23 protein-coding genes are annotated in these 23,905 nt (G+C 34.5%); 8 read left to right on the forward strand and 15 right to left on the reverse strand.

The window, feature by feature from the left end; all coding sequences use genetic code 11:
* Window positions 1-75 precede the first annotated feature (75 nt).
* Window positions 76-462, forward strand: a complete 387-nt coding sequence (locus BLQ19_RS17860; RefSeq protein ID WP_074539242.1) for a hypothetical protein — start codon at window positions 76-78, stop codon at window positions 460-462.
* Between the two features lie 13 nt (window positions 463-475).
* Here BLQ19_RS17860 and BLQ19_RS17865 read toward each other — a convergent pair whose 3' ends face one another.
* Window positions 476-604: a 30S ribosomal protein THX gene (locus tag BLQ19_RS17865; RefSeq protein ID WP_074539262.1), complete on the reverse strand. Its 129-nt coding sequence runs from the start codon at window positions 602-604 to the stop codon at window positions 476-478.
* Between the two features lie 289 nt (window positions 605-893).
* Between BLQ19_RS17865 and BLQ19_RS17870 the strand changes: the two genes are divergently transcribed.
* The 4 genes from BLQ19_RS17870 (at window position 894) to BLQ19_RS17885 (ending at window position 8,528) form a co-directional block, all read left to right on the forward strand.
* Window positions 894-4,346 (forward strand): pyruvate carboxylase, encoded by a 3,453-nt coding sequence (locus tag BLQ19_RS17870; protein ID WP_074539243.1) that lies wholly within the window; start codon window positions 894-896, stop codon window positions 4,344-4,346.
* 131 nt (window positions 4,347-4,477) lie between these two features.
* Window positions 4,478-7,024 (forward strand): phosphoenolpyruvate carboxylase, encoded by a 2,547-nt coding sequence (locus BLQ19_RS17875; protein WP_074539244.1) that lies wholly within the window; start codon window positions 4,478-4,480, stop codon window positions 7,022-7,024.
* A gap of 194 nt (window positions 7,025-7,218) precedes the next feature.
* On the forward strand, window positions 7,219-7,863 hold the full coding sequence (locus tag BLQ19_RS17880) for a hypothetical protein (RefSeq protein WP_254788423.1): 645 nt from the start codon (window positions 7,219-7,221) through the stop codon (window positions 7,861-7,863).
* Window positions 7,860-8,528, forward strand: coding sequence for a uracil-DNA glycosylase family protein (locus BLQ19_RS17885; protein WP_074539246.1), 669 nt, complete (start codon window positions 7,860-7,862; stop codon window positions 8,526-8,528). The genes BLQ19_RS17880 and BLQ19_RS17885 overlap by 4 nt, the downstream gene beginning before the upstream one ends.
* Here the strand turns inward: BLQ19_RS17885 and BLQ19_RS17890 are convergent.
* The 14 genes from BLQ19_RS17890 to BLQ19_RS17950 all read right to left on the reverse strand — a co-directional run bounded on the left by BLQ19_RS17890 (window position 8,525) and on the right by BLQ19_RS17950 (window position 20,696).
* Window positions 8,525-9,946 (reverse strand): hypothetical protein, encoded by a 1,422-nt coding sequence (locus BLQ19_RS17890; RefSeq protein ID WP_029446971.1) that lies wholly within the window; start codon window positions 9,944-9,946, stop codon window positions 8,525-8,527. The genes BLQ19_RS17885 and BLQ19_RS17890 overlap by 4 nt on opposite strands.
* Before the next feature lie 179 nt (window positions 9,947-10,125).
* The gene (locus BLQ19_RS21360) at window positions 10,126-10,266 is read right to left on the reverse strand and encodes a hypothetical protein (RefSeq protein ID WP_173399846.1); all 141 of its coding nucleotides are present in this window, start codon (window positions 10,264-10,266) and stop codon (window positions 10,126-10,128) included.
* A 105-nt stretch (window positions 10,267-10,371) separates the two neighbouring features.
* A complete protein-coding gene (locus BLQ19_RS17895; protein WP_074539247.1) occupies window positions 10,372-11,868 on the reverse strand; it encodes a M20/M25/M40 family metallo-hydrolase in 1,497 nt (498 codons plus the stop codon).
* Between the two features lie 65 nt (window positions 11,869-11,933).
* Window positions 11,934-12,164 (reverse strand): hypothetical protein, encoded by a 231-nt coding sequence (locus tag BLQ19_RS17900; RefSeq protein WP_025615763.1) that lies wholly within the window; start codon window positions 12,162-12,164, stop codon window positions 11,934-11,936.
* A gap of 8 nt (window positions 12,165-12,172) precedes the next feature.
* A complete protein-coding gene (gene trpA / locus BLQ19_RS17905) occupies window positions 12,173-12,934 on the reverse strand; it encodes a tryptophan synthase subunit alpha (protein WP_025615762.1) in 762 nt (253 codons plus the stop codon).
* 13 nt (window positions 12,935-12,947) lie between these two features.
* Complete coding sequence (trpB, locus tag BLQ19_RS17910) at window positions 12,948-14,129, reverse strand: tryptophan synthase subunit beta (protein ID WP_074539248.1); 1,182 nt, start codon at window positions 14,127-14,129, stop codon at window positions 12,948-12,950.
* 76 nt (window positions 14,130-14,205) lie between these two features.
* The gene (locus BLQ19_RS17915) at window positions 14,206-14,889 is read right to left on the reverse strand and encodes a phosphoribosylanthranilate isomerase (RefSeq protein WP_074539249.1); all 684 of its coding nucleotides are present in this window, start codon (window positions 14,887-14,889) and stop codon (window positions 14,206-14,208) included.
* A gap of 7 nt (window positions 14,890-14,896) precedes the next feature.
* Window positions 14,897-15,685, reverse strand: a complete 789-nt coding sequence (gene trpC / locus BLQ19_RS17920) for an indole-3-glycerol phosphate synthase TrpC (RefSeq protein ID WP_074539250.1) — start codon at window positions 15,683-15,685, stop codon at window positions 14,897-14,899.
* An 8-nt stretch (window positions 15,686-15,693) separates the two neighbouring features.
* A complete protein-coding gene (gene trpD, locus BLQ19_RS17925; RefSeq protein WP_074539251.1) occupies window positions 15,694-16,689 on the reverse strand; it encodes an anthranilate phosphoribosyltransferase in 996 nt (331 codons plus the stop codon).
* 93 nt (window positions 16,690-16,782) lie between these two features.
* The gene (locus BLQ19_RS17930) at window positions 16,783-17,349 is read right to left on the reverse strand and encodes an anthranilate synthase component II (RefSeq protein WP_034668131.1); all 567 of its coding nucleotides are present in this window, start codon (window positions 17,347-17,349) and stop codon (window positions 16,783-16,785) included.
* Window positions 17,350-17,351: 2 nt separating this feature from the next.
* Window positions 17,352-18,749, reverse strand: a complete 1,398-nt coding sequence (locus BLQ19_RS17935) for an anthranilate synthase component I family protein (protein ID WP_074539252.1) — start codon at window positions 18,747-18,749, stop codon at window positions 17,352-17,354.
* 242 nt (window positions 18,750-18,991) lie between these two features.
* On the reverse strand, window positions 18,992-19,576 hold the full coding sequence (locus BLQ19_RS17940) for a YceI family protein (RefSeq protein WP_024481575.1): 585 nt from the start codon (window positions 19,574-19,576) through the stop codon (window positions 18,992-18,994).
* A 32-nt stretch (window positions 19,577-19,608) separates the two neighbouring features.
* Window positions 19,609-20,241: an NAD(P)H-dependent oxidoreductase gene (locus BLQ19_RS17945; RefSeq protein ID WP_074539253.1), complete on the reverse strand. Its 633-nt coding sequence runs from the start codon at window positions 20,239-20,241 to the stop codon at window positions 19,609-19,611.
* A gap of 8 nt (window positions 20,242-20,249) precedes the next feature.
* Window positions 20,250-20,696 carry a MarR family winged helix-turn-helix transcriptional regulator gene (locus tag BLQ19_RS17950; protein WP_074539254.1) on the reverse strand — a complete coding sequence of 149 codons (447 nt, stop codon included), beginning with the start codon at window positions 20,694-20,696 and terminating at the stop codon, window positions 20,250-20,252.
* A gap of 154 nt (window positions 20,697-20,850) precedes the next feature.
* On the opposite strand from BLQ19_RS17950, the gene BLQ19_RS17955 reads away from it, so the two are divergent.
* Genes BLQ19_RS17955 through BLQ19_RS17965 form a run of 3 tightly spaced genes read left to right on the forward strand, consistent with a single transcriptional unit; the run spans window position 20,851 to window position 23,798 of the window.
* Entirely contained in the window at window positions 20,851-22,230 is a 1,380-nt protein-coding gene (locus BLQ19_RS17955; RefSeq protein ID WP_074539255.1) for a DUF1800 domain-containing protein, read from the forward strand.
* A gap of 12 nt (window positions 22,231-22,242) precedes the next feature.
* On the forward strand, window positions 22,243-23,433 hold the full coding sequence (locus BLQ19_RS17960; protein ID WP_074539256.1) for a DUF1501 domain-containing protein: 1,191 nt from the start codon (window positions 22,243-22,245) through the stop codon (window positions 23,431-23,433).
* Between the two features lie 53 nt (window positions 23,434-23,486).
* Window positions 23,487-23,798, forward strand: coding sequence for a rhodanese-like domain-containing protein (locus BLQ19_RS17965; RefSeq protein WP_074539257.1), 312 nt, complete (start codon window positions 23,487-23,489; stop codon window positions 23,796-23,798).
* The last annotated feature ends 107 nt before the right edge of the window (window positions 23,799-23,905 follow it).

The raw sequence follows: 23,905 nt of genomic DNA on the forward strand, positions 1-23,905 counted from the left end.
CAACTATATCTAGCGCAAAAAAAATGCTAACTAAAAAATGCTAACTAAAAAAAACATTATTAAATATCATAAATAATGAAATTAGATAAAGACCAAAAGAGAACATTGTTATATTTAATGGTTTTTGCTTTAATTTTAATGTGTATTACTGCTTATATAAAAAAAGACCTTAAAGAAAATTCTGTATATACGGTCTGTTTTGTAGATAGTTATATGGATGGCCCGTCTTCAAGTCCTGCAATATTTTATTATTATTATGTTAATGGTAAAAAATATGAAAATAGTAATTACTTAGATTCTAACTATGATGTTAAGGTAGGTGAGTTTTATGTAGTGAAGTTTTCAAGTAAGAATCCTGATTTGGCAGAAATACAACAAGATCAAAGAGTATTCAGTACTACTAAGATAAGAAAAGCAGGCTTGAAAATACCAAAAAAGAAAAAGAATCAGTTTAAATTTTGAACTAGGTTTGTAGTTACTTTTTCTTTTTTATGGCAATTTTTTCTTCAACGGTTGGTCTTCTTTTAATTTTTTTAGGTCTTCTGGCGCCAAAAGAATTGTTAGCGATCTTTCCTTTTCTAGATTTTTTATCTCCTTTTCCCATGTTTTTCTTTTTCTTAAAATTACAACTTTCAATAGTACTATAAAAATGCAAGGTACGCTTCTCTTTGGTAGAGTTTTGTAAGTAATTATTTAAAATTTGTTTCAAAAGTTAATTTACCTAATAGATTTCGTTTTCCTTGCTTAAATTGCTGACAAATTGCAATAAAAAGGGTTAATTAAATGCATTCGATTAATTGTGATGCGTATTCAAAAAATGTAACTTTACGATGTTTGTACATCGTAAAGATTAACAACATTTTTATAAAAAAAAACTAACCACAGAGAATTACATGGAAATCAAAAAGGTTTTAGTAGCAAATAGGGGAGAAATAGCAATTCGTATTTTTAGAGCTTGTGTAGAGATAGGCATAAAAACAGTTGGGATTTACACCTATGAAGATCGGTACTCTTTACACAGATATAAGGCAGATGAATGCTATCAAATTGGAGAAGAGAACGAACCTTTAAAACCTTACTTAGATATAGAAGCCATAATAAAAGTGGCAAAAGATAATGATATTGATGCCATACACCCTGGGTATGGATTCTTATCTGAAAATGCAAAATTTGCGCAAGCTTGTGAGGATAATGGAATTATTTTCATAGGTCCTAAAGTGTCTGTTTTAAAGGCGCTAGGAGATAAAATTACAGCGAAGGAAGTAGCTGTAGCTAATCATATTCCGGTCATACAAAGTAGTACTGAAGATTTAGTAGAAGTGTCTGTTGCTTTGTCTGAGGCAGAGCGTATTGGCTATCCAGTGATGCTTAAAGCTGCTTCTGGTGGTGGTGGCCGCGGAATGCGAGTTATCCGGACAGAAGAAGAACTAAGAAAAGGTTTCCCTGAGGCTCGAAGAGAATCTTTAAATGCTTTTGGTGATGATACCGTTTTCTTAGAGAAGTTTGTAGAAAATCCAAAGCATATAGAAATACAAATTGTTGCCGATTTACATGGGAATATAGTGCATTTATATGAACGTGATTGCTCTGTACAACGTCGCTACCAAAAAGTAATTGAGTTTGCACCTTCTTTTGGGTTGCCTCAAGAAACGCTAAATAGCTTGTACACCCACGCTATTAATATTTGTAAGGCGGTAAACTATAATAACATTGGTACCGTTGAGTTTTTGGTAGACGATGATGGAAGCATTTATTTTATTGAAGTAAACCCAAGAGTTCAAGTAGAGCATACGGTAACAGAAATGATTACTAATATTGATTTGATTAAAACACAAATCTTTATTGCTGGCGGTTATAAATTATCAGATCAACAAATAAAAATAGAAAGTCAGGAATCTGTAAAAGTAACGGGGTATGCGTTGCAATGTAGAATTACGACGGAAGATCCTGCGAACGATTTTAAACCAGATTACGGGGTAGTAACTACCTACCGTAGTGCTTCTGGTTTGGGAATTCGGTTAGATGCAGGTAGTGTATATCAAGGGGTGGTTATTTCTCCATTTTTTGATTCTATGTTGGTTAAAGTATCGGCCATTAGTAGAACACTTGATGGTTCTTGTAGAAAAATGCGTAGAGCCTTGGCAGAATTCCGTATTCGTGGTGTGAAAACCAATATGGCTTTCTTGGACAATATTTTAAAACATCAAACTTTTAGAGATGGTGATGTTACGGTAAATTTTATTAAAAATGAACCGAAGCTTTTTGAATTTGTGGAACCTCGTGATCGGGCTAATAAATTAGTGCACTTTTTGGGTGATGTTATCGTTAATGGAAATCCTGATGTAAAAAAGAAAGACCCTAAGCATGTATTTTCAAAACCGATAGTTCCTGCCTTTCCTAAATTTGATCCGTATCCTAAAGGAACTAAAGATCTACTTACGGAGCTGGGACCCGAGAAATTCTCTGAGTGGTTAAAGAATGAAAAGAAAGTTCATTTCACCGATACCACCATGCGTGATGCCCACCAAAGTTTGTTGGCAACACGTATGCGTACCATAGACATGATGAAAGTTGCAGAAGGGTATGCTAAAAATAACCCTGAAATTTTCAGTATGGAAGTTTGGGGTGGAGCTACTTTTGATGTGTGCTTGCGCTTTTTGCAAGAAAACCCTTGGGAGCGTTTGGCTAGCTTGCGTAAGGCAATGCCAAATGTATTATTGCAAATGCTGATTAGAGGATCAAACGGAGTTGGGTATACCGCATATCCAGACAATTTAATAGAAAAATTTGTTGAACAATCTTGGGAAACAGGCGTAGATGTTTTTAGAATATTTGATTCTCTAAACTGGATGAAATCTATTGCGCCTTGTATAGAGCATGTAAGGACAAAAACGGGTGGTTTAGCAGAAGGGTCTATTTGTTATACGGGCGATATTTTAGATGTCTCTAAAACCAAATATGATCTGAAATATTATGTGCAGTTAGCTAAAGATATTGAAAATGCTGGTGCTCATATATTGGGAGTGAAAGATATGGCCGGTTTGTTAAAACCGTATGCCGCTTATGAATTAATTTCTGCATTAAAATCAGAAATTAATATACCAATTCATTTACATACACACGATACGTCTTCTACGCAAGCCGCTATGTATTTAAAAGCAATAGAAGCAGGTGTAGACGTGGTCGATGTAGCTCTAGGAGGTTTGTCTGGATTAACTTCACAGCCCAATTTTAATTCGGTAGTAGAGATGCTTCGTTTTACAGAAAGAGCGAATAACATGAATACGGCAAAATTAGCAGCGTATTCTAATTACTGGGAAACTGTTCGTAATTATTATTACACGTTTGAATCTGGATTAAAATCTGGAACAGGAGAGGTGTATAACCATGAAATTCCTGGGGGGCAATACTCCAACTTAAAAGGGCAAGCGATTGCTTTAGGTTTGGAAGATAAATTCCCAGAGATTACTAAAATGTACGGAGAAGTTAATCAACTTTTTGGCGATGTTATTAAAGTGACGCCGAGCTCTAAAGTGGTGGGTGATATGGCGCAATATATGATTAGTAATAGTCTAACGGTTGATGATGTATTGACGAAAGGAGAGGATATTTCATTTCCAGAGTCTGTAAAAAGTTTCTTTAGAGGAGACTTAGGGCAACCTGTTGGAGGCTTCCCGAAGGCACTACAGAAAATTATCCTAAAAGATGAGATTCCATATACCGAAAGGCCTAATGCGCATTTAGAACCTATCGATTTTGACAAGGAATTCAAGTCCTTCAAACGAAAGTTCAATAAGGGCATGGGTAGAGCGCTTGAAATTACAGATTTCTTGTCCTATAAATTGTATCCAAAGGTATTTACAGATGCCTATAATAACCATGTAAAATATGGTAATGTAATGAATATACCTACCAAAAATTTCTTCTACGGTATGGAAATAGGAGAAGAGATTATGGTGGAGTTAGATCGTGGTAAGAATGTCCTTATCTCATTAATGTTAAAAGGAGAGCCAGACGAATCTGGGAATGTAAGTATCTATTTTAAAGTAAATGGGCAGTTGCGTAATGTAGTCATTAAAGATACCGCCGTAAAAGTTACTAAAATAGAAAATACTAAGGCAGATGGGGCTAATGACAAGCAAATTGGTGCACCTTTGCAAGGTTTATTATCTACTGTTTTGGTAAAGAAAGGACAAGAAATAAAGCGAAACCAACCTTTGTTTGTCATCGAAGCCATGAAAATGGAAACGACCGTTACTGCAACAGAGGAAGGCGTGGTAGAAAGCGTTCATTTATCAGGAGGTTCATTGGTTAATTCTGAAGATTTGGTGGTAACGTTAAAATAAAAAATTAAGCAAAAAGTATAATTCCCTTTAGCTACTTTAGCTAAAGGGAATTTTTGAGTCTGACGCTTAGGTATACCATCAGATTTCGACTATAGAATAAAAAGAATTTTACGTTTAGTTAGCTATAAAATATGAAACAAGTACAGCGGTTAGAAGAATTTAAGAAGTCGGTAAACAATAAGTTTAATGTTTACAACAGTTTGTTTTTAAACTTACCATACCGAAATATAGAAAATGTGGGTATGGTTATTCCGTTGATGTTAGACCAATGTCAAAAGGGATTAAAATCGGGACAAAATCCTAAAGAAATTTTAGAAGCTTTCTTTGAGAATTTTATGGCCATAGATTCAGAGAAAGAGCGTATTGATTTTATGTTTCGCATTATTCAGTATGTAGAACGCCAAGTAGTTTTATATGATAGTGTAGAAGATGCTGCATTTCCAAAAATATATAAGCATAGCAATAATTTAGCGATTAAAGATTATTTTGAACTTGTAGACAAGAATAAAAGCTGGGATAAAATATCAGACCATCTGTCTAATTTTAGTGCACGTTTAGTATTAACCGCACACCCAACACAGTTCTACACTCCTGCGGTTTTAGATATTATTGCAGAATTAAGAACTCTTATTTTAGGAGATAAAATAGATGATATAGATGTTACCTTACAGCAGTTAGGGCTTACGTCTTTAATTAACTCTAAAAAGCCAACACCTTTAGATGAAGCCAAAAATATTATTTACATCTTACGTAATGTATATTATGATGCTGTAGGGGAGCTTTACGCTTATTTAAAAAGTAATATTAATAACGCTGAGTTTGAAAATTACAATATCATGAAACTAGGGTTCTGGCCTGGGGGCGATCGTGATGGTAATCCATTTGTTACAGCAGATATTACTAATGATGTGGCAGATGAATTGCGCATAACGTTGATGAAATGTTATTATAATGATCTGAAGAAACTACAGCAGAAACTTACGTTTAGCGGACTCCAGGAAGATATAAACAAGCTTAGAGCTAATTTGTATACGGCGATGTTTAACCCAGAAAAGCAGGTTGGATATCAGGATATTATAGGGCCATTAACGCAGATAAGAGCGGTGTTAGTAGAAAGATATCATTCTTTATATTTAGAAGAATTAGATTATTTCATTGATAAAGTAAAAATCTTTAAAACGCATTTTGCTACGCTTGATATTCGTCAAGATCATAGCATGCATGTTAAAGTAATTACAGAAATCTTAACTAGAAATGGTTTAATTAAAGAGCGTTTAGATGAGCTTTCAGAAAAAGAATTAATTGATATTCTATTGAATGAAAAGCTTAGTTTAAAGGTCTTCGATTACAATGAGGAAATTACTCAAGAAACAATTAAGAATATTTTACAACTAAAATCTATTCAAGAAAAGAATGGAGAAGAAGGGTGTAACCGATATATTATAAGTAATTCTGAAGATATATTTTCTGTGTTATTTGTATTTGCATTGTTTAGATGGTGTGGTTGGAATGCGAAAGAAATATCTTTTGATATTGTTCCACTTTTTGAAACCATGAAAGGTATGGAAGATTCTGAAGCTATCATGCAACAATTGTTTGATATGCCGGAGTATATGGCACACGTAAGACAACGTTCAGAAAAACAAACGATGATGTTAGGTTTTTCTGATGGAACTAAAGATGGGGGCTATTTAAAAGCCAACTGGTCTATCTTAAAAACTAAAGAAAGTTTGTCTGGGGTTTGTGCTAAGAATAATATCAAAGCAATATTCTTTGATGGTCGTGGTGGCCCACCAGCGCGTGGAGGAGGAAAAACACATCGTTTTTACGCAGCGCAGACTAAAGACATTGCTAATAATGAAATACAATTAACGATACAAGGACAAACTATTACCAGTACCTATGGTACTAAAGAGCAGTTTGTTTATAATTGCGAGCAACTTTTAACAGCAGGTTTGTCTAATAGTTTTTATGGTGATGAAAATGTCATTACTGAAAATCAAAGAACGTTAATAGAGCAACTCTCTGAATTGAGTTTTGAGAAGTATGATGCGCTTAAACATCATGATAAATTTATGCCGTACTTAGAGAATATGAGTACGCTTAAATATTATACTAAAGCTAATATTGGTAGTAGACCAGGGAAACGTGGTAATAAAGCAAAATTAGAGCTTTCGGATCTTAGAGCCATTTCTTTTGTAGGTTCATGGAGTCAGTTAAAGCAAAACGTTCCAGGATATTTTGGTTTAGGTACTGCTATTAAAACCATGAAAGACAAAGGCAAAATGGAGGAGGTGAAAAACTTGTATGAAAAAGTACCTGTTTTTAGAGCTTTAATGTCTAATAGTATGATGGCTTTATCTAAATGTTATTTTGAATTAACAGCCTACATGAGAGATGATGAAGAGTATGGCGATTTCTGGATCATATTGAAAAATGAGTATGACTTATCCAAAGAAATGCTTTTAGAAATTTCGGGAATGGAAATTCTTATGGAGCAAGAAGCACTTTCAAGAGAGTCTATTAAAATACGTGAGAATATCGTATTACCATTATTGGTTATTCAGCAGTATGCTTTACAGAAAATTGGAGAAGATTCTCCAATGAAAGAATTGTATGAAAAGATAGTAACGCGTTCGCTTTATGGTAATATTAATGCGAGTCGTAATTCAGCATAAAAATCACAAATTATTGTTTCATATAAAAACCTGTATTCTTTAAAGGGATACAGGTTTTTTTGTCAAAAATTATATAATTTAGGCAATAGTCAATAACTTAATTGGGTTAAAGAATGTTATATTTTTTAGGTATCGCCTTGCAGATCTTCTGTGTTTACCATTGTTATACAAACCGCAATTCATATTACTGGATTATGGCAATAATTTTTCTTCCAATCTTTGGGGCTTTGTCGTATCTAATTTTGAATGTGTTTACAAAGAGAGATTTAGATGTAGTTCAGGAAGGATTAACTTCGGTTATTAATCCAACGAAGAGGATTACGGATTTAGAAAAGAAGTTTAAATTTTCAAATACATTTAAAAATCAAGTAGCCCTTGCTGATGCGTATTTAGATCATGGAATGTATGAGAAAGCAGCAGAGAATTATGAGGGATCCTTAAAGGATGTTTTTGTCAACGATTATTATGTAATTTTAAAATTAATAAAAACAAATTACTTATTAGGGGATTATGAGCAAGCTAAATCCTATGCCCAAAGAATTAAGGAGGATAGTAAATTTAGAAAGTCAGAAGGTTTATATTATTATAGTCTATCCATCGAAAAACTAGGGAACATCAAGGAAGCCGAAATGTTGTTTGCTCAGTTCGATGCACCTTATTCTAATTATTTTGAACGCTTAGAATTGTCTAGGTTTTATATGCGAAATATGAAAAAATCAGAAGCTAAATTGCTGTTAAGCGAGATTTTGATGGAATCAGAAGGTATGTCAAGGCCAAATTATAAACAGCACAAGTCTGTGTTTAAAACAGCGAAAGAACTATTAAATAGTATTACATGATATTCCTTCATACGCATCCCTACACACCTTTTCTATTTCCAGAAGCCACAAAATTAATTGTAGGCACTTTACCGCCGCCAAGATTTACCACGGGAGATTTAAAAGAAGGAGATGTAAATTTTTGTTACGGAAGTAGAGACGGACAATTATGGCCTATTATAAATCGTATTTTTGATTTGGATTTGTTATTTGAAACCTCTGATGCTGCAGTAATACAACGAAAGGAGTTTTTAAAACGTGAAAAAATTGGTATTTGTGATATTGTTGCAAGTGCAGAACGTGTTAAGGTTGATGCTTCTGATTTAGGAATGCAAAACATACAATTGCGAAATGTTATTGGGTATCTAAAACAATACCCTACTATAAATACTTTATTATTTACAGGAGGTAATAGTAAAAATGGACCAGAATATTTTTTTAGAAAGCATTTAAAAGAGCAAAACATTCAGTTTGAAGTTTTATCTGATATTGTACCTCGCATCCATCAATTTCAATTAGGGGATAGGTATATAAAAACAGTATCCTTGACAGCGCCTTCTGGAGCGGCCAATAGAGCTCTGGGTGGTTTGGATGCTTATAAAATGATGAAAAGTAAAAACCCGGAATTCAATACTATTGATTTCCGGGTTTTACAGTATAGACAATTTTTAAAAAACGATATTTAAGGCATTGTTCTGTTTACGGTAATAGCATTTGACAAATCAAAACAACCTGCTAGGTCATTTGCATTCATCCCTACTTCGGCACCTGTTAATCCATCTTCATAACGTAAATACCAGATTAAACATACGCCAACTCCTGCGCCATCAAAATCTACACCTTCCACAGCTTCTAAAGTAGGAGGCATTCCTAAGATATTTCCATCTGCATCTGTAATCACATAAGTACTTAATGATCCGCTAACATTCGTATTATCTAGAGTAATCCCAGATACAAAATCTGATGTCCCGTCAATAGTAAAGTTATAAGGACCGCCAGAAAGTACTCCTGCTTCAGTTTTGCTCCTTGTTACAGTTAACGCGTTAGAAAGGTCATAATCTCCTGCTAAATCATTTGCATTCATCCCTACTTCAGCTCCGGTAATAGTACCATTGTAACGTAAGTACCATATTAAGCAAACGCCAGCACCAGCTCCGTCAAAATCTACGCCTTCAACAGCATCTAATGTTGGTGGTAATCCCAAGATATTTCCTTGATCATCCGTAATTACCCAAGTACTATTGTCACCAGAAGTATTTGCACTATCTAAAGAAATTCCTGAAACCATATCAGCAGTTCCATCAATACAAAAATCATAAGGACCTCCTGCAATTGTCCCTGCATTAGCTCCTTGTAATCTAGTTACTGTAACTGAATTTGAAAGACTAAAACAGCCATCTAGATCATTTGCGTTCATGCCTACTTCTGCACCTACTAAACCATCTTCGTAACGTAAATACCAAATTAAGCATACACCAGCGCCAGCGCCATCAAAATCAACACCTTCTACAGCTTCTAAGGTAGGAGGCATTCCTAAGATATTTCCATCTGCATCTGTAATTACATAGGTGCTATTACTACCACTAGCATCACTGCTATCTAAACTTAATCCGGTAACCATATCCGGTGTACCGTCTACAGTAAATTCATAAGGTCCACCAGTTAATACTCCTGCATTTGTTTTATTTCTAGTCACTTGTATAGAATTAGAAAGGTCAAATGTTCCATCTAAATTAGCCGTGTTCATTCCTACTTCTGCGCCTACTAAACCATCTTCGAAACGTAGGTACCAGATAAAACATACTCCAGCTCCAGCATCGTCAAAATTCACACCTTCTACATCAGTCAATGTAGGTGGCAATCCTAAGATGTTTCCTTGGTCATCTGTAATAACCCATGTGCTATTTGCACCTATAGCATTGGAATCGTCTATAGTAATACCGCTTACCATATCTGCAACACCATCTACGCAAAAGGTAAAAGGGCCACCAGCAATAGTTCCAGCTGCTGGGATTATTTGTACTTCTTGATTGTCATCATCGTCATCGCAACTAGTAAATGCTAAGGCGAGAATCATACTTGTAATTAAATAGATTTTTTTCATTTTTCTGAACTTTTTAGGTTTATACAAATGAAGTGAACCTATTCGGTAATAAAATCACACCGAGTTAAACTTACTGTGATACTTTCGGGATATTTGTAATAGCCTTTGTAAGGCTCGCATAAAAAAAGCCCCAAATTCAATTTTGAATTTGGGGCTTTTGAAAACAAACTAAACAACTATTATTTTTTGTTTTGCTGATCTTTTATAGTGTCCTTTTCAATATCAAACGTGTTAGTAGTTTGATTTGTGTTCCCAGTAGGGTTTGTCGGATTGGTTTGTTCTACTTTTCTTTTAAGTCTCTTATCATCTATAATTCCCATAGTTTTTTCTTTTTTATGTTCCACTACAAGTTATAAAAAGGGATAGTAACTCTCCGTTAAGACTATTGTAAAGCTTTGTTAGTGCCTTGTTAAACTAGTGTATAACTATTCTAACGGAGTTGATAACAAGCTGTAAAAAGTACGAATACCGTAACCTATCTGACTTATTTTTAAATTTTCATTAGGGCTATGCTGATTGTTGTCTGGGTTGACCATAGGAACAATAAATGCAGGAATTTTTAATTCATTAATAAAAGGGGCTATAGGTACGGTACCACCCATAATACGTATTTGAACCACGTCTTCTTGAAATTGTTTTTGTAATGTATTTAGAATGAAGTTACCATAGGTATTGTTGAGGTCTGTTCTAAATGCATCGGTAACACCACTTTCTGTAATTTTAATAACACGGTCATGTTTAAGGCGTTCTTCTGTTGTAGGTTCCTTCGTGGTTACAAAATACCCTTGTGCTTCAATATGTTTTTTTACGAGAGATTTTAATCGAGTTCCGTCAGACTCAGGAACAAGACGCAAATCTAATTCTGCCGTAGCACTCTCAGGTACAATTGTTCTGGCTTCTTCACCCACCCATCCAGAAGACAAGCCTCTAATGTTTAAGGATGGATATTGTAATGCCTCTTGATAAAAAGAGCCTACTTTTTCAGGAGCTTTTATTTGTAAATTTTTATTGATGTTTGCAGCATCATCAGGAACATTTTTTAGAATAGCCATGGTTTCTTCATTAATGGTAATGCCATCATAATACCCATCTATAGTAACCTTCCCATCTTTGTCTTTCATACTTGCTAATAATTCTGAAAGCTGAAAACCTGGGTTAGGAGCGTAGTTGCCATAATGCCCGCTATGTTGAGGTTTTATAGGACCGTATGTAGTAAGGCTCATTGTTGTTATTCCTCTACAACCATAAACAATAGTAGGTTTTCCAGAACTGTGAACGGGACCATCATTAATAACCAAAAAGTCGGCCTCTAATAATTCTCTATATTCTTTGACGGCATTAGGAAGTGGCTTACTGCCGTTTTCTTCTTCGCTATCTAAAATAATTTTGACATTAAAAGGAAGGGTTGCATTGTTCTTTTTTAACAAATCAAAAGCGTTTAGTAACAGAACAATCGGACCTTTGTCATCTGAAGTAGATCTACCAAATAAACGCCATTCCTCATTTAAATCAGTATTTAAATCTTCAAATAATTCATTTTTAAACGTATCGCCCTCTGGAGATTTTAAGACCACTTGATACGGATTTTTTTGATCCCATTTAGAGGCATCTACAGGCTGCCCGTCAAAATGCATGTAGAAAAGAATTGTTGGCTTGCCATCTATGATGGGAAGCGTCGCAAAAAATAAAGATTCTCCTGAAGTGGGTAGTACAGATGTATTGAACCCTCTTTCGGTAAATTTTTTCGTTAGCCAAGTTAAGTTTCTATTGATGTCTGCGTGATCACTAGCATTATTAGGGATGGAAACAAAATCTCTGATTTCATCAATGCTATGTCTAATTTGTGATTCTAATTGGGCTTTTTCTTGCGCGTTGATTGCTACACTTGCCATAGCTAAAAGGCAAATTATAATCTTCTTCATTCTCTAATTTTGATTTCTATTGAAAAGTAAGATTAAATGTATCGATTTTATATCAGAAAACAGCTTTATTTAACGTCCTGTTTCTTCCATAGCTTCACCACCATTAATCGTAGTAAAAGTAAAAAAGGAAAACCGTGTAAGAGTACATCAAACCAGTCCTGAAAATTCATTCCTGTAGCTCCGCCAGCAATCCATTTTAATTTACCCCATAGATGTGGTTCAGGGAAAAACGGAGCTAAACCTAATGTAAAACATGCTAATAAAATTAGCTTCCAGCTGTTTAAAAATTCTTTCATGCTATTAGCTATCTAATTTCCTTCACAAACTCAGGAATAGTAGCTACGCCATGTTCTGTAAGATGCTTTATAAAGGCAGAGCCAATAATAGCACCTTTAGCGTGTGTTGTAGCTTGCTTAAAAGTACTTGAGTTATTAATCCCGAAACCTACTATCTGAGGATTTTTAAGGTTCATAGCAGCAATACGATTAAAATAGGTAGTTTGTTCTTCACCAAAGCCAGACTTTGATCCTGTAACACTTGCGGTACTCACCATATAAATAAAGGCATCAGAAGCGGCATCAATTTGTAGAATGCGGGCATCACTTGTTTGCGGCGTAATTAGGAAGATATTTTTTAAATCATATTTCTTGAAAATAGCTTCATACTCGTCTTGATATACATCTAATGGAAGATCGGGCATTATTAACCCATCAATTCCTATTTCTGCGCATTTCTTACAAAAGGCTTCTACACCGTACTGCAACATTGGGTTAAAATAGCCCATTAAGATTAAGGGAATGGAAACCGATTTCCGGATGTCTTTCAATTGCTCAAAAAGAATATTTGTGGTCATCCCATTTTTCAATGCAGCTGTAGAACTGTTTTGAATAGTGGGTCCATCTGCCAGAGGATCACTAAAAGGTAATCCTATTTCAATCATATCAATACCATTGGCCTCTAAATCTTGAATCACTTTTACGGTATCATTTAAAGAAGGGTATCCTGCAGTAAAATATATAGACAAGAGTTTTTTATCCTCTTGCATTTTTTGATTTATTCTATTCATTGATACTATTTTTTTACAAATTGAAATATTTTATATAATTATCTAAATCTTTATCTCCACGACCAGATAAACTAATTACCACCACATCGTCTGGTTTAAAAGTTTTGTGTTTAAAGATGGCTAAAGCATGACTGGTTTCTATAGCAGGAATAATACCTTCTAATTGCGTTAATTCTAAGCCAGAATTCATAGCTTCATCATCTGTAGCAGAATAAAATTCTCCGCGACCAGAGGTATACAGGTGAGCATGTAAGGGGCCAACTCCTGGATAATCTAATCCTGCGGAGATAGAATACGGTTCTGTAATTTGTCCGTCATTAGTTTGCATTAATAAGGTTTTGCAACCATGGATGACACCTTCTTTTCCTAAAGCTGAAGTTGCAGCGCTCTCGCCAGAATTCACACCTTTACCAGCAGCTTCTACTGCAATAATACCAACTTCTGGTTCATGTAAAAAATGATAATATGTACCTGCAGCATTACTGCCGCCACCTATACAAGCTACAACATAATCAGGATTTTCACGACCTTCTTTTTCTTTTAACTGCCATTTTATTTCTTCAGAAATAATAGATTGAAAGCGCGTGACCATATCAGGGTATGGGTGCGGACCTATAGCAGAACCAATAATATAATGGGTGTCTACTGGATTATTGATCCAATCACGAATTGCTTCGTTGGTAGCATCCTTTAGAGTTCTACTGCCAGATAAAGCGGGCCTAACTTCGGCACCTAACATTTTCATACGTGCTACGTTGGGTGCTTGGCGTGCAATATCTATTTCCCCCATATATACCACGCATTTCATGCCCATTAATGCACAAACGGTAGCGGTTGCTACTCCGTGTTGCCCGGCGCCAGTTTCAGCAATAATCCTAGTTTTTTTAAGACGCTTAGCCATTAATATTTGGCCTATTGTATTATTTACTTTGTGAGCTCCAGTATGGTTCAGGTCTTCACGCTTTAAATATACTTTCGTATTGTATTTTTCAGAAAGGCGTTTAGCGAAATATAACGGCGATGGTCTGCCGACATAATCTTTTAATAGCTGATCAAATTCTTTTTTAAAGTCTGGTTCAACCATTACTTTCAAATAGTTCTGGCGTAACTCTTCCACGTTAGGGTATAGCATCTCTGGGATGTATGCTCCGCCAAATTCTCCGTAGTATCCTTTTTCAGTTGCGTTATAATTCATATGAATTAGTATTTAGTAAGAAATAAAAAGTATTCTCTTTTTTGTCGATAAAGAAGGCTTAAGATTTCTTTGTATTTTAGTTCTTTTTCAAATTTTTTATCAATTGTTCTAAGCGGTCTATGTCCTTAAGGCCAGGTGATGTCTCAAATTTGCTATTAACATCTATAGCATGGCAATATTTTGAAGCGGGTATCTTTAAAAAGGCTTCTAGTTTACTTATTTCTTCAAGACCAATACCGCCACTTAGAAAATAGGGTTTTTTAGAAGGGTAGTTATTCAATACATTCCAATTAAAAGTATAGCCATTTCCTCCTGGAAGTTTTCCTTTGGTGTCAAATAAAAAGAAATCTGCGACCTCTTCATAGGCTTCTAAAGCTTCAAAATTAAATTCGTCTTTGATAGAGAAAACTTTAATGATTTGAATGGTGCTAATTTTTGCTTTTAATGCTTCGCAAAATTCAGGAGATTCATGACCATGAAGCTGCACAGCCAGTAACTTATAATCTTCAACTTTACGAGAAATTTCTTCGATAGTAGCATCAACAAATACCCCCACTTTTTTAATGTGATGTGGAATTGCTTCCAGTGGGCCTTCAAAATTTCTTTTAGAAGGTTCCCAAAAGATAAATCCTAAATAATCAGGTTGCAACGCAGCAACATTAGCGGTATTAAATTTCATCCCGCAAATTTTTAACTTTAGATGATGATGCTCTAAAGTGGTCGGTGTGTTGTCTGATATGGTGTATTTATCTGCCGTCATTTTTATATTATTTCGCTTCTAATTGTTCAATAAATTTTTTGGCATGAGCTCCAGGAGCATCCGTTTTCATAAAATTTTCACCAATTAAAAAACCTTGGTATCCATAGTTTTTCAAATCTTGAATAGCAGCAATAGAACTAATTCCGCTTTCAGAAACTTTTACAAAATCATCAGGAATTAAGGTAGAAAGTGCTTTACTGGTTTCAAGGCTTACGTCAAACGTCTTTAAATTTCTATTGTTTACGCCTAACATATCTAAGCTTGGCATGATAGATTTCTGTAACTCTTTTTCATTATGAACCTCTAATAGCACATTTAGTTTTAGGCTTTTTGCAAACTCAGAAAGATTTTTAATTTCTTCTTTAGATAATATAGCAGCAATCAATAAAATTACATCTGCCCCGTATGCTTTTGCTTCTAAAAGTTGGTATTCATCAATGATAAATTCTTTACGCAATAATGGAAACTTAGTAGCTGCTCTTGCAATGAGAAGATCATCTAGCGAACCACCAAAATATTTGGCATCGGTTAAAACAGACATGCCACACACTCCTGCGTCTTCATAGCCTGTAGCAACATCTTGCACATTTAAACTTTGATTAATTTCTGATTTAGAAGGCGATCTTCTTTTGTGTTCTGCAATGATGCCAGAGGCACTATTGCGTAAGGCAATTGCTAGAGAATTTTCAGGTCTGTCAAATAAAACCGATTGCTCTAATTGCTTTATTGGAATTAAAGACTTTCTAAGGATTACCTCTTTGCGTTTGTCTATTACTATTTTATCTAATATGTTCATCTTATTCTTTATAAGGCGCTCAATGCTTGTAGTTTTTTTAAAGCGGCTAATCCTTTTCCGCTTACTAATGATTCTTTTGCTCTTTCAAAACCTTGCATAGGCGTTAAACGGTCAACCGTAGCAATGGCCATTCCGGCATTAGCACACACCACATTAATTTGAGCTTCTGTGCCTTTTCCTTGCAAAATATTTAAAAATATTTGAGCAGATGCTTCAATACTTTCTCCCCCTGCAATTTCTTGCATGGTAACAGCACGCACGCCAAAATCTGAAGGCTTAAGCATGCTTTCTGTAGTGTTGGATATAGTTTTTGTATTTCCGGTTAGTGAAATTTCATCATACCCATCTAAGGCATGAAGTACAGTGAAATTTTTATCGGTATTCTGATAAAGGTATCCATACATTCTAGCGAGTTCTAGATTAAAAACACCTACCATTTGGTTCTTTGGGAAGGCAGGGTTTACCATAGGTCCTAACATATTGAAAAATGTTTTAACCGCTAGTTCTTTTCGGATGGGAGCTACGTTTTTCATGGCTGGGTGAAATAGGGGAGCGTGTAAAACGCAAATTCCGGCCTCATCAATACTTTTTTCTAAAAAACCAGCATCACTACTAAATTTGATGCCTAGAAATTCCATGACATTACTGCTTCCGCATTTTGAAGACACACCATAATTACCATGTTTGGTCACTTTTATACCAGCACCTGCAGTAACGAAAGAAGCTAGTGTAGAGATGTTAAAAGTATCTTTACCATCACCACCAGTACCGCATAAGTCTACTGGATTATAGGCAGATAAATCTACCGCTAAACAAAGCTCTAGCAAGGCATCACGAAAGCCTTCTAGTTCTTCTATAGTGACACTTCGCATCATATATACCGTTAAAAAAGCAGCAATCTGGCTGGTGTTGTAATCTCCTTTTGCAATGTTAACCAATACCTGCTTTGCATCTGCTTTAGACAGTACATCGTGGTTAATTAGTCTGTTTAATATATCTTTCATAATCGCCTCTTTACCGCTCCAAACTAGGACGGTTTTTAGTGTGTTATTACTTTATTTTTTGGTCCTCCTAAAATTATGTGTTTCTTTTCTAGCTTAAGATAATAACCAGTTCTGTAATATCTTTTTCCCGTCAGGAGTTAATACAGACTCTGGATGAAATTGTACTGCGGATACATCATATGTAGAATGGCGCAATGACATAATTTGTCCGTTTACATCAATAGATGTAGCAATCAAAGAGTTGGGTAAATCTTTAGGGTTTACGACCCAAGAATGGTAGCGACCCACTTTTATTTCTGTCGGTAAATCTTTAAAAAGAGCATCTTCTTGTGTGATAGAAATAGGCGTAGCAATACCGTGGTATACCTGCTCAAGGTTAATTAATGATCCACCGAAGACTTCGGCTATCGCTTGTTGTCCTAAGCACACGCCAAAAATTTTCTTTGTAGGAGCGTAGGTTCTAATAATCTCTTTTAATAAACCTGCCTCTTCAGGGATTCCTGGTCCTGGAGAAAGAACAATGTATTCAAAAGCATCAACCTCTTCTAAAGAAAGTTGATCGTTTCTTTTTACAATCACTTCGCAATCTAGGTCTTCTAAGTAATGAACTAGATTATAGGTGAAGCTATCGTAATTGTCTATAACTAAAATTTTCTTCATGATTATATGGTCTCAGCAATTTCAAGTGCTTTTGTTAAAGCACCAAGTTTATTATAGGTCTCTTGTAATTCGTCTTCAGGGTTAGAGGCAGCAACAATACCTGCTCCAGCTTGGTAATGTAAGTGATGGTTTTTACTAAGGAAGGTCCTAATCATAATGGCATGATTAAAATTTCCGTTAAAATCCATAAAACCTATTGCACCACCATAATAACCTCTGCTTGTTTTTTCGTATTTTTCTATCAATTGCATGGCCATATGTTTTGGCGCACCACTCAGGGTACCTGCGGGGAAAGTATCTGCAACTACTTTCATTGTAGGGATGTCTTTTTTCTTTTGTCCCACGACTTTAGATACTAGATGAATAACATGCGAAAAGAATTGTACTTCGCGGTAGTTGGTTACTCTCACCATATTTCCATTACGACTCAAATCATTACGTGCTAAATCTACAAGCATTACATGCTCGCTATTTTCTTTGTCATCCTCCGTCAATTCTTTTGCGATAATCGCATCTTTTTCATCATCTCCGGTACGTTTAAATGTACCTGCAATAGGATGAATTTCTGCAGCACCATCTTTAACGACTAATTGTGCTTCGGGAGAACTTCCGAATATTTTAAAATCGCCATAATCAAAATAGAATAAGTACGGTGATGGATTGATAGAGCGCAGTGCTCTATATACATTAAATTCATCGCCTTTAAACCCTTGGGAAAAACGACGTGATAATACCAATTGAAAAACATCTCCTCTTTGGCAGTGCTTTTTAGCTAGTTTTACATGTTCTTTAAAATCATCGTCTTCTAAATTTGAAGCAACTGCACCATCTAAGGTAAAGTTATAAGAAGCAAAATTCTTTACATTTAATATCTGCTCTATTTCAGATACGTTATTTTCAGACTCATAACAGTTAGAAAAAATATACGCTTCATTTTTAAAATGATTTATAGCGATGATATTTTTGTATACCGCATAGTAGATATCTGGGATAGCAACAGAGTTTTCTTTTTTAGAAACCTTTACATCCTCAAAGTACCGAACCGCATCATATGCCATATAACCAAAGAGGCCGTTGTCAATAAATTTAAAATCGTTCTCATCGGCAATAAATCGCTTGCTGTAATTTTCAATGATACTTACTACATCCGTAGAAGCATCAATAGCTATTTCTTCAACCTTACCATCTGGGAACTGCTGGGTAATAATTTCGTTTTCAACTTTAATAGACGCAATAGGATTGCAGCAGATATAAGAGAAACTGTTGTCATTAGCATGGTAATCACTTCCTTCTAGTAGTATACTGTTAGGAAAGCGATCGCGAATTTTTAGGTATACGCTTACTGGTGTAATGGTATCAGCAAGTATTTTTTTGTAATGGGTATGTAGTTTGTACGTCATCTTAATGCTATAAAATAAGTAAGGCTTGTCGTGATGACAAGCCTTATATAAATTGAATACAATGGTGCTATGCTCACGCGTTTTTTCGTAAGTTATTCCACCACCAAGTATTTACAGTTAAATTTTTCATTGACTCCAAAGATAGAAATCATTTTTAAGATTTCAAACAGCATTGTGTAAAAAAATAAACCCCATTATACGAATTAACAGTACAATGGGGTTTTGTTATTTTTTTTAGTGAATTAGAACTGTAAATCAACCACTAAGTCAAATTCATCATAAATAGCTTTATCCTTTAAAGTATCTGTGAAATTTGTAGAACCATAATGTATATCATAGTTAGTTCTATCTACTTTTAAAGTAGCTGTTGCTTTGCTACCGTATACAGAGATGTCAAAACTAACTGCTTTTGTAATGCCTTTAATCGTTAAATCTCCAGTAACATCATAAGAATTTTTACCTGTTGCTTTTACGCTCGTAAAAACTAATTTTGATGTTGCGTAGTTTTCTGTTCCAAAAAAATCATCAGCTTTTAGGTGGCCTTCTAATTTTTCTTTTCCTTGACCAGCAGCTAAATCGCCAACCGTAATACTTGCCATATCTACAACAAACTCACCTCCTGTTAATTTATCACCGTCAAATAGAAGTTCTCCGGACTGCAAAGCAATCTTACCTTCATGAGATCCTGCAAATTTGTACCCTTTCCAAGTTACAGTACTCTCTGTTGTTTTAACGGTTTTCTTTTCACCATCTATTGGGTTTACTCCTGCTGTTGCAGCGGTAGCTATTACGATTGCAAATACGGCACTTAAAATATTTTTTTTCATGTTTTAAAAATTTAGTAATTAGTAATTGTTGTTTATATGTATTGAATTAATTTTTCTTTAGATTTTCTAACTTTTTTATAATGCTGTGTGTCATCATCTTCTGCTCGGTATCCAATGGTTACCAGTAAAGAAGTGTTTAAATTTTGAGCGTCTAAGCCTAAAATTTTATTGAACTCAGCAGGCTCAAAACCCTCCATTGGGCAAGTGTCAATTTTTAGATCAGCCGCAGCAGATAATACATTTCCTAGTGCAATATAAGTTTGTTTAGCTGCCCAGACAGCTTTAGTTTCGTCAGATAAAGAAATTAGTTTAGATTTCATGAAATCTGAATACCCTGCTAGTGCTTCAGAAGGAATACCTCTTATCTCACTTATATCCTGTAAATGAGTATCTATTAATTCTTCATTAAAGGTGGTGTGGTGCACAAAAGCTATTAAATAGGTAGCATCCGTAATTTGAGATTGTCCCCAAGCAAATGGTTTTAATTGTTCCCGTATAGCAGGATCTTCTATTACAAGTATTTTATACGGTTGTAGCCCATAAGAAGATGCTGTTAAGGATGCGGCTTCTAATATAGTTTCAAAATCTTCTTTTGAAACCTTTTTTGTAGCATCAAATTTTTTGGTGGCGTAACGCCAGTTTAAGTTGTCAATATAATTGTTCATGTGTTATTTTAAAATTTATCAAATAATTTGTTCAATACTATTAAGTCTTCGTTTGTAAATTTCTCAAGGATAGTCTCGTCTGCACTTTGCATTGCTTTATCCATTTGCAATAAAGCGTCTAAACCTGATTCCGTAATGTAAATCTCTACTTTTCTGCGGTTGCTTTCACAAGCAGTACGTAATACATACCCTTTAGTAATAAGCTTATCAACAAGTCTAGTGGTATTGCTCATTTTAGTAACCATACGGTCATTAAGTGTACTCAAATTGGCAGCTTTACCTTTTTGACCTCTTAAAATTCTTAAAACATTAAATTGCTGAAGCGAAACATCAAAAGGTTTTAGCTTATTTGTAGTAACCTCTGTTACCTTATTACTTACTAGATTTAAATGAATAAGAGTCCTTTGGCGTAAAGGAATTTCTTTTTCTGTTTTTATGATCGCTTCTACATTCATGTCTGTACAATAATTGTATATACAAATGTAAGATTTAAATTTAATTAAATATTTAATGAAATGTTAATTTTTTTAGGTGATTCTGAGAAGAATTTGTGTATAAACTAAACCTTTTCGTTAAATGCGTATCTTAGATATATAAATACTTGAGATAGTGAAAAAAGAAGATATATTACACGTGTATCAAAGGGCTGCATTTGGAATGACTCCGTCAAAATATAAAAAAGAGGAGAATAGATCTAGAATTGAAGTAGTACAAGACTTGTTTGCTGCTTCAGATAAAATTGAAAAACTTAAGGTTGAAACACCAGAATTAGATGAATTTTTAGAAAATTATTCCGAAAGAAACGACCGTAAAAAGTTAAGACATCTAATTCAAGAGAGTAGAAGTAAAACTATTGAGTTTAATTCTTTGTGGTTAGACCGTATGGCTACTTCTGATGCTGCGTTTAGGGAGCGCATGACATTGTTTTGGGCAACTCATTTTGTGGTTCGTTCTAGAAATATCATTTTTTATCAAAAATTTAATAATACGCTTCGAGAAAATGCTTTGGGTAATTTTAGAAAGCTCCTTTTAGTAGTTACGCAAGAATCTGCTATGTTAGATTATTTGAATAATCAGCAGAATAAAAAAGGGAGCCCAAATGAAAATTTTGCTAGAGAATTAATGGAGCTTTTTACGTTAGGTGAAGCCACCTTATATAAAGAGGCAGATATTAAGGAGTCGGCTCGTGCATTTACAGGCTGGGGACATACATTTAATGGGCACTTTGTAAACCGTAAAAAACTTCATGATGATGATGAAAAAACATTTTTAGGGAAAACAGGAAATTTTGATGGAGAAGCTATAGTAGATATCATTCTAGAGCAACCAGAGTGCGCGTATTTTATTTGCAAGAAAATCTATCAGTATTTTGTTAACGACACGATAAATGAAGCTCACATAGCGGAAATGGTAAAAGTGTTTTACGTTAATTATGATATTAAAGAATTAATGAAATTCGTATTTCTATCAGATTGGTTTTATAATCAAGAAAATTTGGGTAGTAAAATTAAATCACCTATAGATTTGCTTGTGGGCTTAAAAAAGGTAGTGCCGGTGTCGTTTAATAATGATAAACAGTTAGTATATGTTGAACGCTTATTGGGTCAGCTTTTAATTGAACCGCCAAATGTTGCAGGTTGGCCAAAAGGTAGAGGTTGGATAGATGCAAATACTATGATGGTTAGATTGAAGTTGCCTTCGGTATTATTGAAAAACGGGGTAATTGCTTTTGATGTTAAAGGCGAGTTTGAAGATAGCTTTGAAGAGTTTAATAAACAAAGTAACCTAAATAGAAAATTGAATGTTACTGTAGATTGGAATCAATTTACAAAGAATTTTAATTTACTAACCTATCAAGATATAACAGATTTATTAATTCGCTGCCCTATTAATAATGGCACTAAAGAATTTTTAAAAAACTTAGAACAAGTTGATAAACAAGAATATTGTATCCAATTAATGTCACTACCCGAATATCAATTAAGTTAAAACATTTAAAATATGAAACGTAGAGATTTTATAAGAAACAGTAGTCTAGCTAGTAGTGTTTTATTTGTGCCTAATTTTTTAAAGGCATTCGAATCATCGCAACTTAAAGTTGACGGAAATAAGAAATTGGTTATCCTTCAATTATCAGGAGGTAATGACGGTCTAAATACCTTGGTACAGTTTAATAATGATATTTACTTTAAAAATAGGGGAACGATAGGACAACAAAAAAATCAATTGCTTTCCGTGAGCGATGAGTTAGGTTTACATGAAAGTTTAAAAGATTTTAAAACATTGTATGATGAAGGTTTGGTTAGCGTTATCAATGATGTTGGATATCCTAATCCAAGTCGTTCTCATTTTAGAGCTACAGATATTTGGCAAACAGCAAGTTCATCAAATGAATTTTTGAAAGCAGGCTGGATTGGTAGGTATTTAGATACAGTATCAAAATCGCAACTTGGAGCTATAGAAGTTGACGATACTTTATCTCTTTTAATGAAAGGGGAACACATAAATGGTATCGCTACTAAAGATGCTAAATTATTCTTTAAAACTACACAAGATCCTTACTTTGGTGCTGTATTAAATAATTATAAAGATGCACATTTGAGTGAACATAATTTGGGTTATTTATACAAGACTGTCATCGATGCAAAATCTTCAGCCAAGTATATCTATGAAAAAACAAAATTGTATGACTCTAAAGCAGAATATCCACAGAACTCTTTTGGTAAACAATTGAAGACTATTTCGGAGTTTATAAGTTCAGGTTTAGAGACACAATTATATTATGCCAGTTTAGGTGGGTTTGATACGCATGCTAACCAGGTAAATTCGCAAAAAAGATTGTTAGAAGTTTTTTCTACAGGAATACATACTTTTATTAATGATTTAAAAGCAACTGGAGCTTTAAAAGATACTGTTGTTTTGGTATTTTCAGAATTTGGCAGGCGATTAAAGCAAAATGCAGCTAATGGTACAGATCATGGTGCGGCTAACTTAGTTTTTTTGCTCGGCGATAAGTTGAAAAAACCTGGAATGTATAATGCTCCAGCAAATCTTGTTGATTTAGATAGTAACGGCGACATAAAATATAAAGTAGATTTTAGAAATATATATGCGTCTTTATTAAAAGATTGGTTACTTACCCAACCTGATGCTATTTTGAATGGAAAATTTGAATCTCTAAACTTAGTGTAAGGTTTTATTTAAATAATGCACTATTTTTGGAGAACTTAAAAATACATAAAGAAATGGCAGATTTATCACAAGAAGAATGGGTAGCGCAACTATATAATGATGACAATGCTTTTATTTTAGATGTGCGTACACCTGAAGAGGTAGAAGGCGGTTACATTCCAGAAGCTACGAATATAGATATTCATTTAGGGCAAGGTTTTTTAGATGAAATTGAAAAACTAGACAAAAATAAAAGTTACTATGTGTATTGTCGTTCTGGTGCAAGAAGCGGACAAGCATGTGCTATCATGAATAGTGTAGGATTTGAAAATGCTTATAATTTATTAGGTGGTTTCATGAATTGGGAAGGTGAGGTTGTTGAGTAAATCCTATAAAATTACCTAGAATCTTATTTTATATAAAGGAAAGATCGTACTGCTGATTATATGAGCAGTACGGTCTTTTTTGCTTTTATTTACTATCTTATGCCTTG

This window comes from Cellulophaga baltica (genome assembly GCF_900102165.1).
Lineage (GTDB): Bacteria > Bacteroidota > Bacteroidia > Flavobacteriales > Flavobacteriaceae > Cellulophaga > Cellulophaga baltica.

Excerpts from the sequence above, each read along its gene's own strand:
- BLQ19_RS17895 (WP_074539247.1), bottom strand. The coding sequence starts at position 11,868 with ATGAAGAAGATTATAATTTGCCTTTTAGCTATGGCAAGTGTAGCAATC.
- trpA (WP_025615762.1), bottom strand. The coding sequence starts at position 12,934 with ATGAATAGAATAAATCAAAAAATGCAAGAGGATAAAAAACTCTTGTCT.
- BLQ19_RS17935 (WP_074539252.1), bottom strand. The coding sequence starts at position 18,749 with ATGACGTACAAACTACATACCCATTACAAAAAAATACTTGCTGATACC.
- BLQ19_RS17915 (WP_074539249.1), bottom strand. The coding sequence starts at position 14,889 with ATGACGGCAGATAAATACACCATATCAGACAACACACCGACCACTTTA.
- trpD (WP_074539251.1), bottom strand. The coding sequence starts at position 16,689 with ATGAAAGATATATTAAACAGACTAATTAACCACGATGTACTGTCTAAA.
- BLQ19_RS17900 (WP_025615763.1), bottom strand. The coding sequence starts at position 12,164 with ATGAAAGAATTTTTAAACAGCTGGAAGCTAATTTTATTAGCATGTTTT.
- BLQ19_RS17870 (WP_074539243.1), top strand. The coding sequence starts at position 894 with ATGGAAATCAAAAAGGTTTTAGTAGCAAATAGGGGAGAAATAGCAATT.
- BLQ19_RS21360 (WP_173399846.1), bottom strand. The coding sequence starts at position 10,266 with ATGGGAATTATAGATGATAAGAGACTTAAAAGAAAAGTAGAACAAACC.
- trpB (WP_074539248.1), bottom strand. The coding sequence starts at position 14,129 with ATGAATTATAACGCAACTGAAAAAGGATACTACGGAGAATTTGGCGGA.
- trpC (WP_074539250.1), bottom strand. The coding sequence starts at position 15,685 with ATGAACATATTAGATAAAATAGTAATAGACAAACGCAAAGAGGTAATC.
- BLQ19_RS17960 (WP_074539256.1), top strand. The coding sequence starts at position 22,243 with ATGAAACGTAGAGATTTTATAAGAAACAGTAGTCTAGCTAGTAGTGTT.
- BLQ19_RS17875 (WP_074539244.1), top strand. The coding sequence starts at position 4,478 with ATGAAACAAGTACAGCGGTTAGAAGAATTTAAGAAGTCGGTAAACAAT.
- BLQ19_RS17940 (WP_024481575.1), bottom strand. The coding sequence starts at position 19,576 with ATGAAAAAAAATATTTTAAGTGCCGTATTTGCAATCGTAATAGCTACC.
- BLQ19_RS17965 (WP_074539257.1), top strand. The coding sequence starts at position 23,487 with ATGGCAGATTTATCACAAGAAGAATGGGTAGCGCAACTATATAATGAT.
- BLQ19_RS17945 (WP_074539253.1), bottom strand. The coding sequence starts at position 20,241 with ATGAACAATTATATTGACAACTTAAACTGGCGTTACGCCACCAAAAAA.
- BLQ19_RS17950 (WP_074539254.1), bottom strand. The coding sequence starts at position 20,696 with ATGAATGTAGAAGCGATCATAAAAACAGAAAAAGAAATTCCTTTACGC.
- BLQ19_RS17880 (WP_254788423.1), top strand. The coding sequence starts at position 7,219 with ATGGCAATAATTTTTCTTCCAATCTTTGGGGCTTTGTCGTATCTAATT.
- BLQ19_RS17860 (WP_074539242.1), top strand. The coding sequence starts at position 76 with ATGAAATTAGATAAAGACCAAAAGAGAACATTGTTATATTTAATGGTT.
- BLQ19_RS17890 (WP_029446971.1), bottom strand. The coding sequence starts at position 9,946 with ATGAAAAAAATCTATTTAATTACAAGTATGATTCTCGCCTTAGCATTT.
- BLQ19_RS17930 (WP_034668131.1), bottom strand. The coding sequence starts at position 17,349 with ATGAAGAAAATTTTAGTTATAGACAATTACGATAGCTTCACCTATAAT.
- BLQ19_RS17865 (WP_074539262.1), bottom strand. The coding sequence starts at position 604 with ATGGGAAAAGGAGATAAAAAATCTAGAAAAGGAAAGATCGCTAACAAT.
- BLQ19_RS17885 (WP_074539246.1), top strand. The coding sequence starts at position 7,860 with ATGATATTCCTTCATACGCATCCCTACACACCTTTTCTATTTCCAGAA.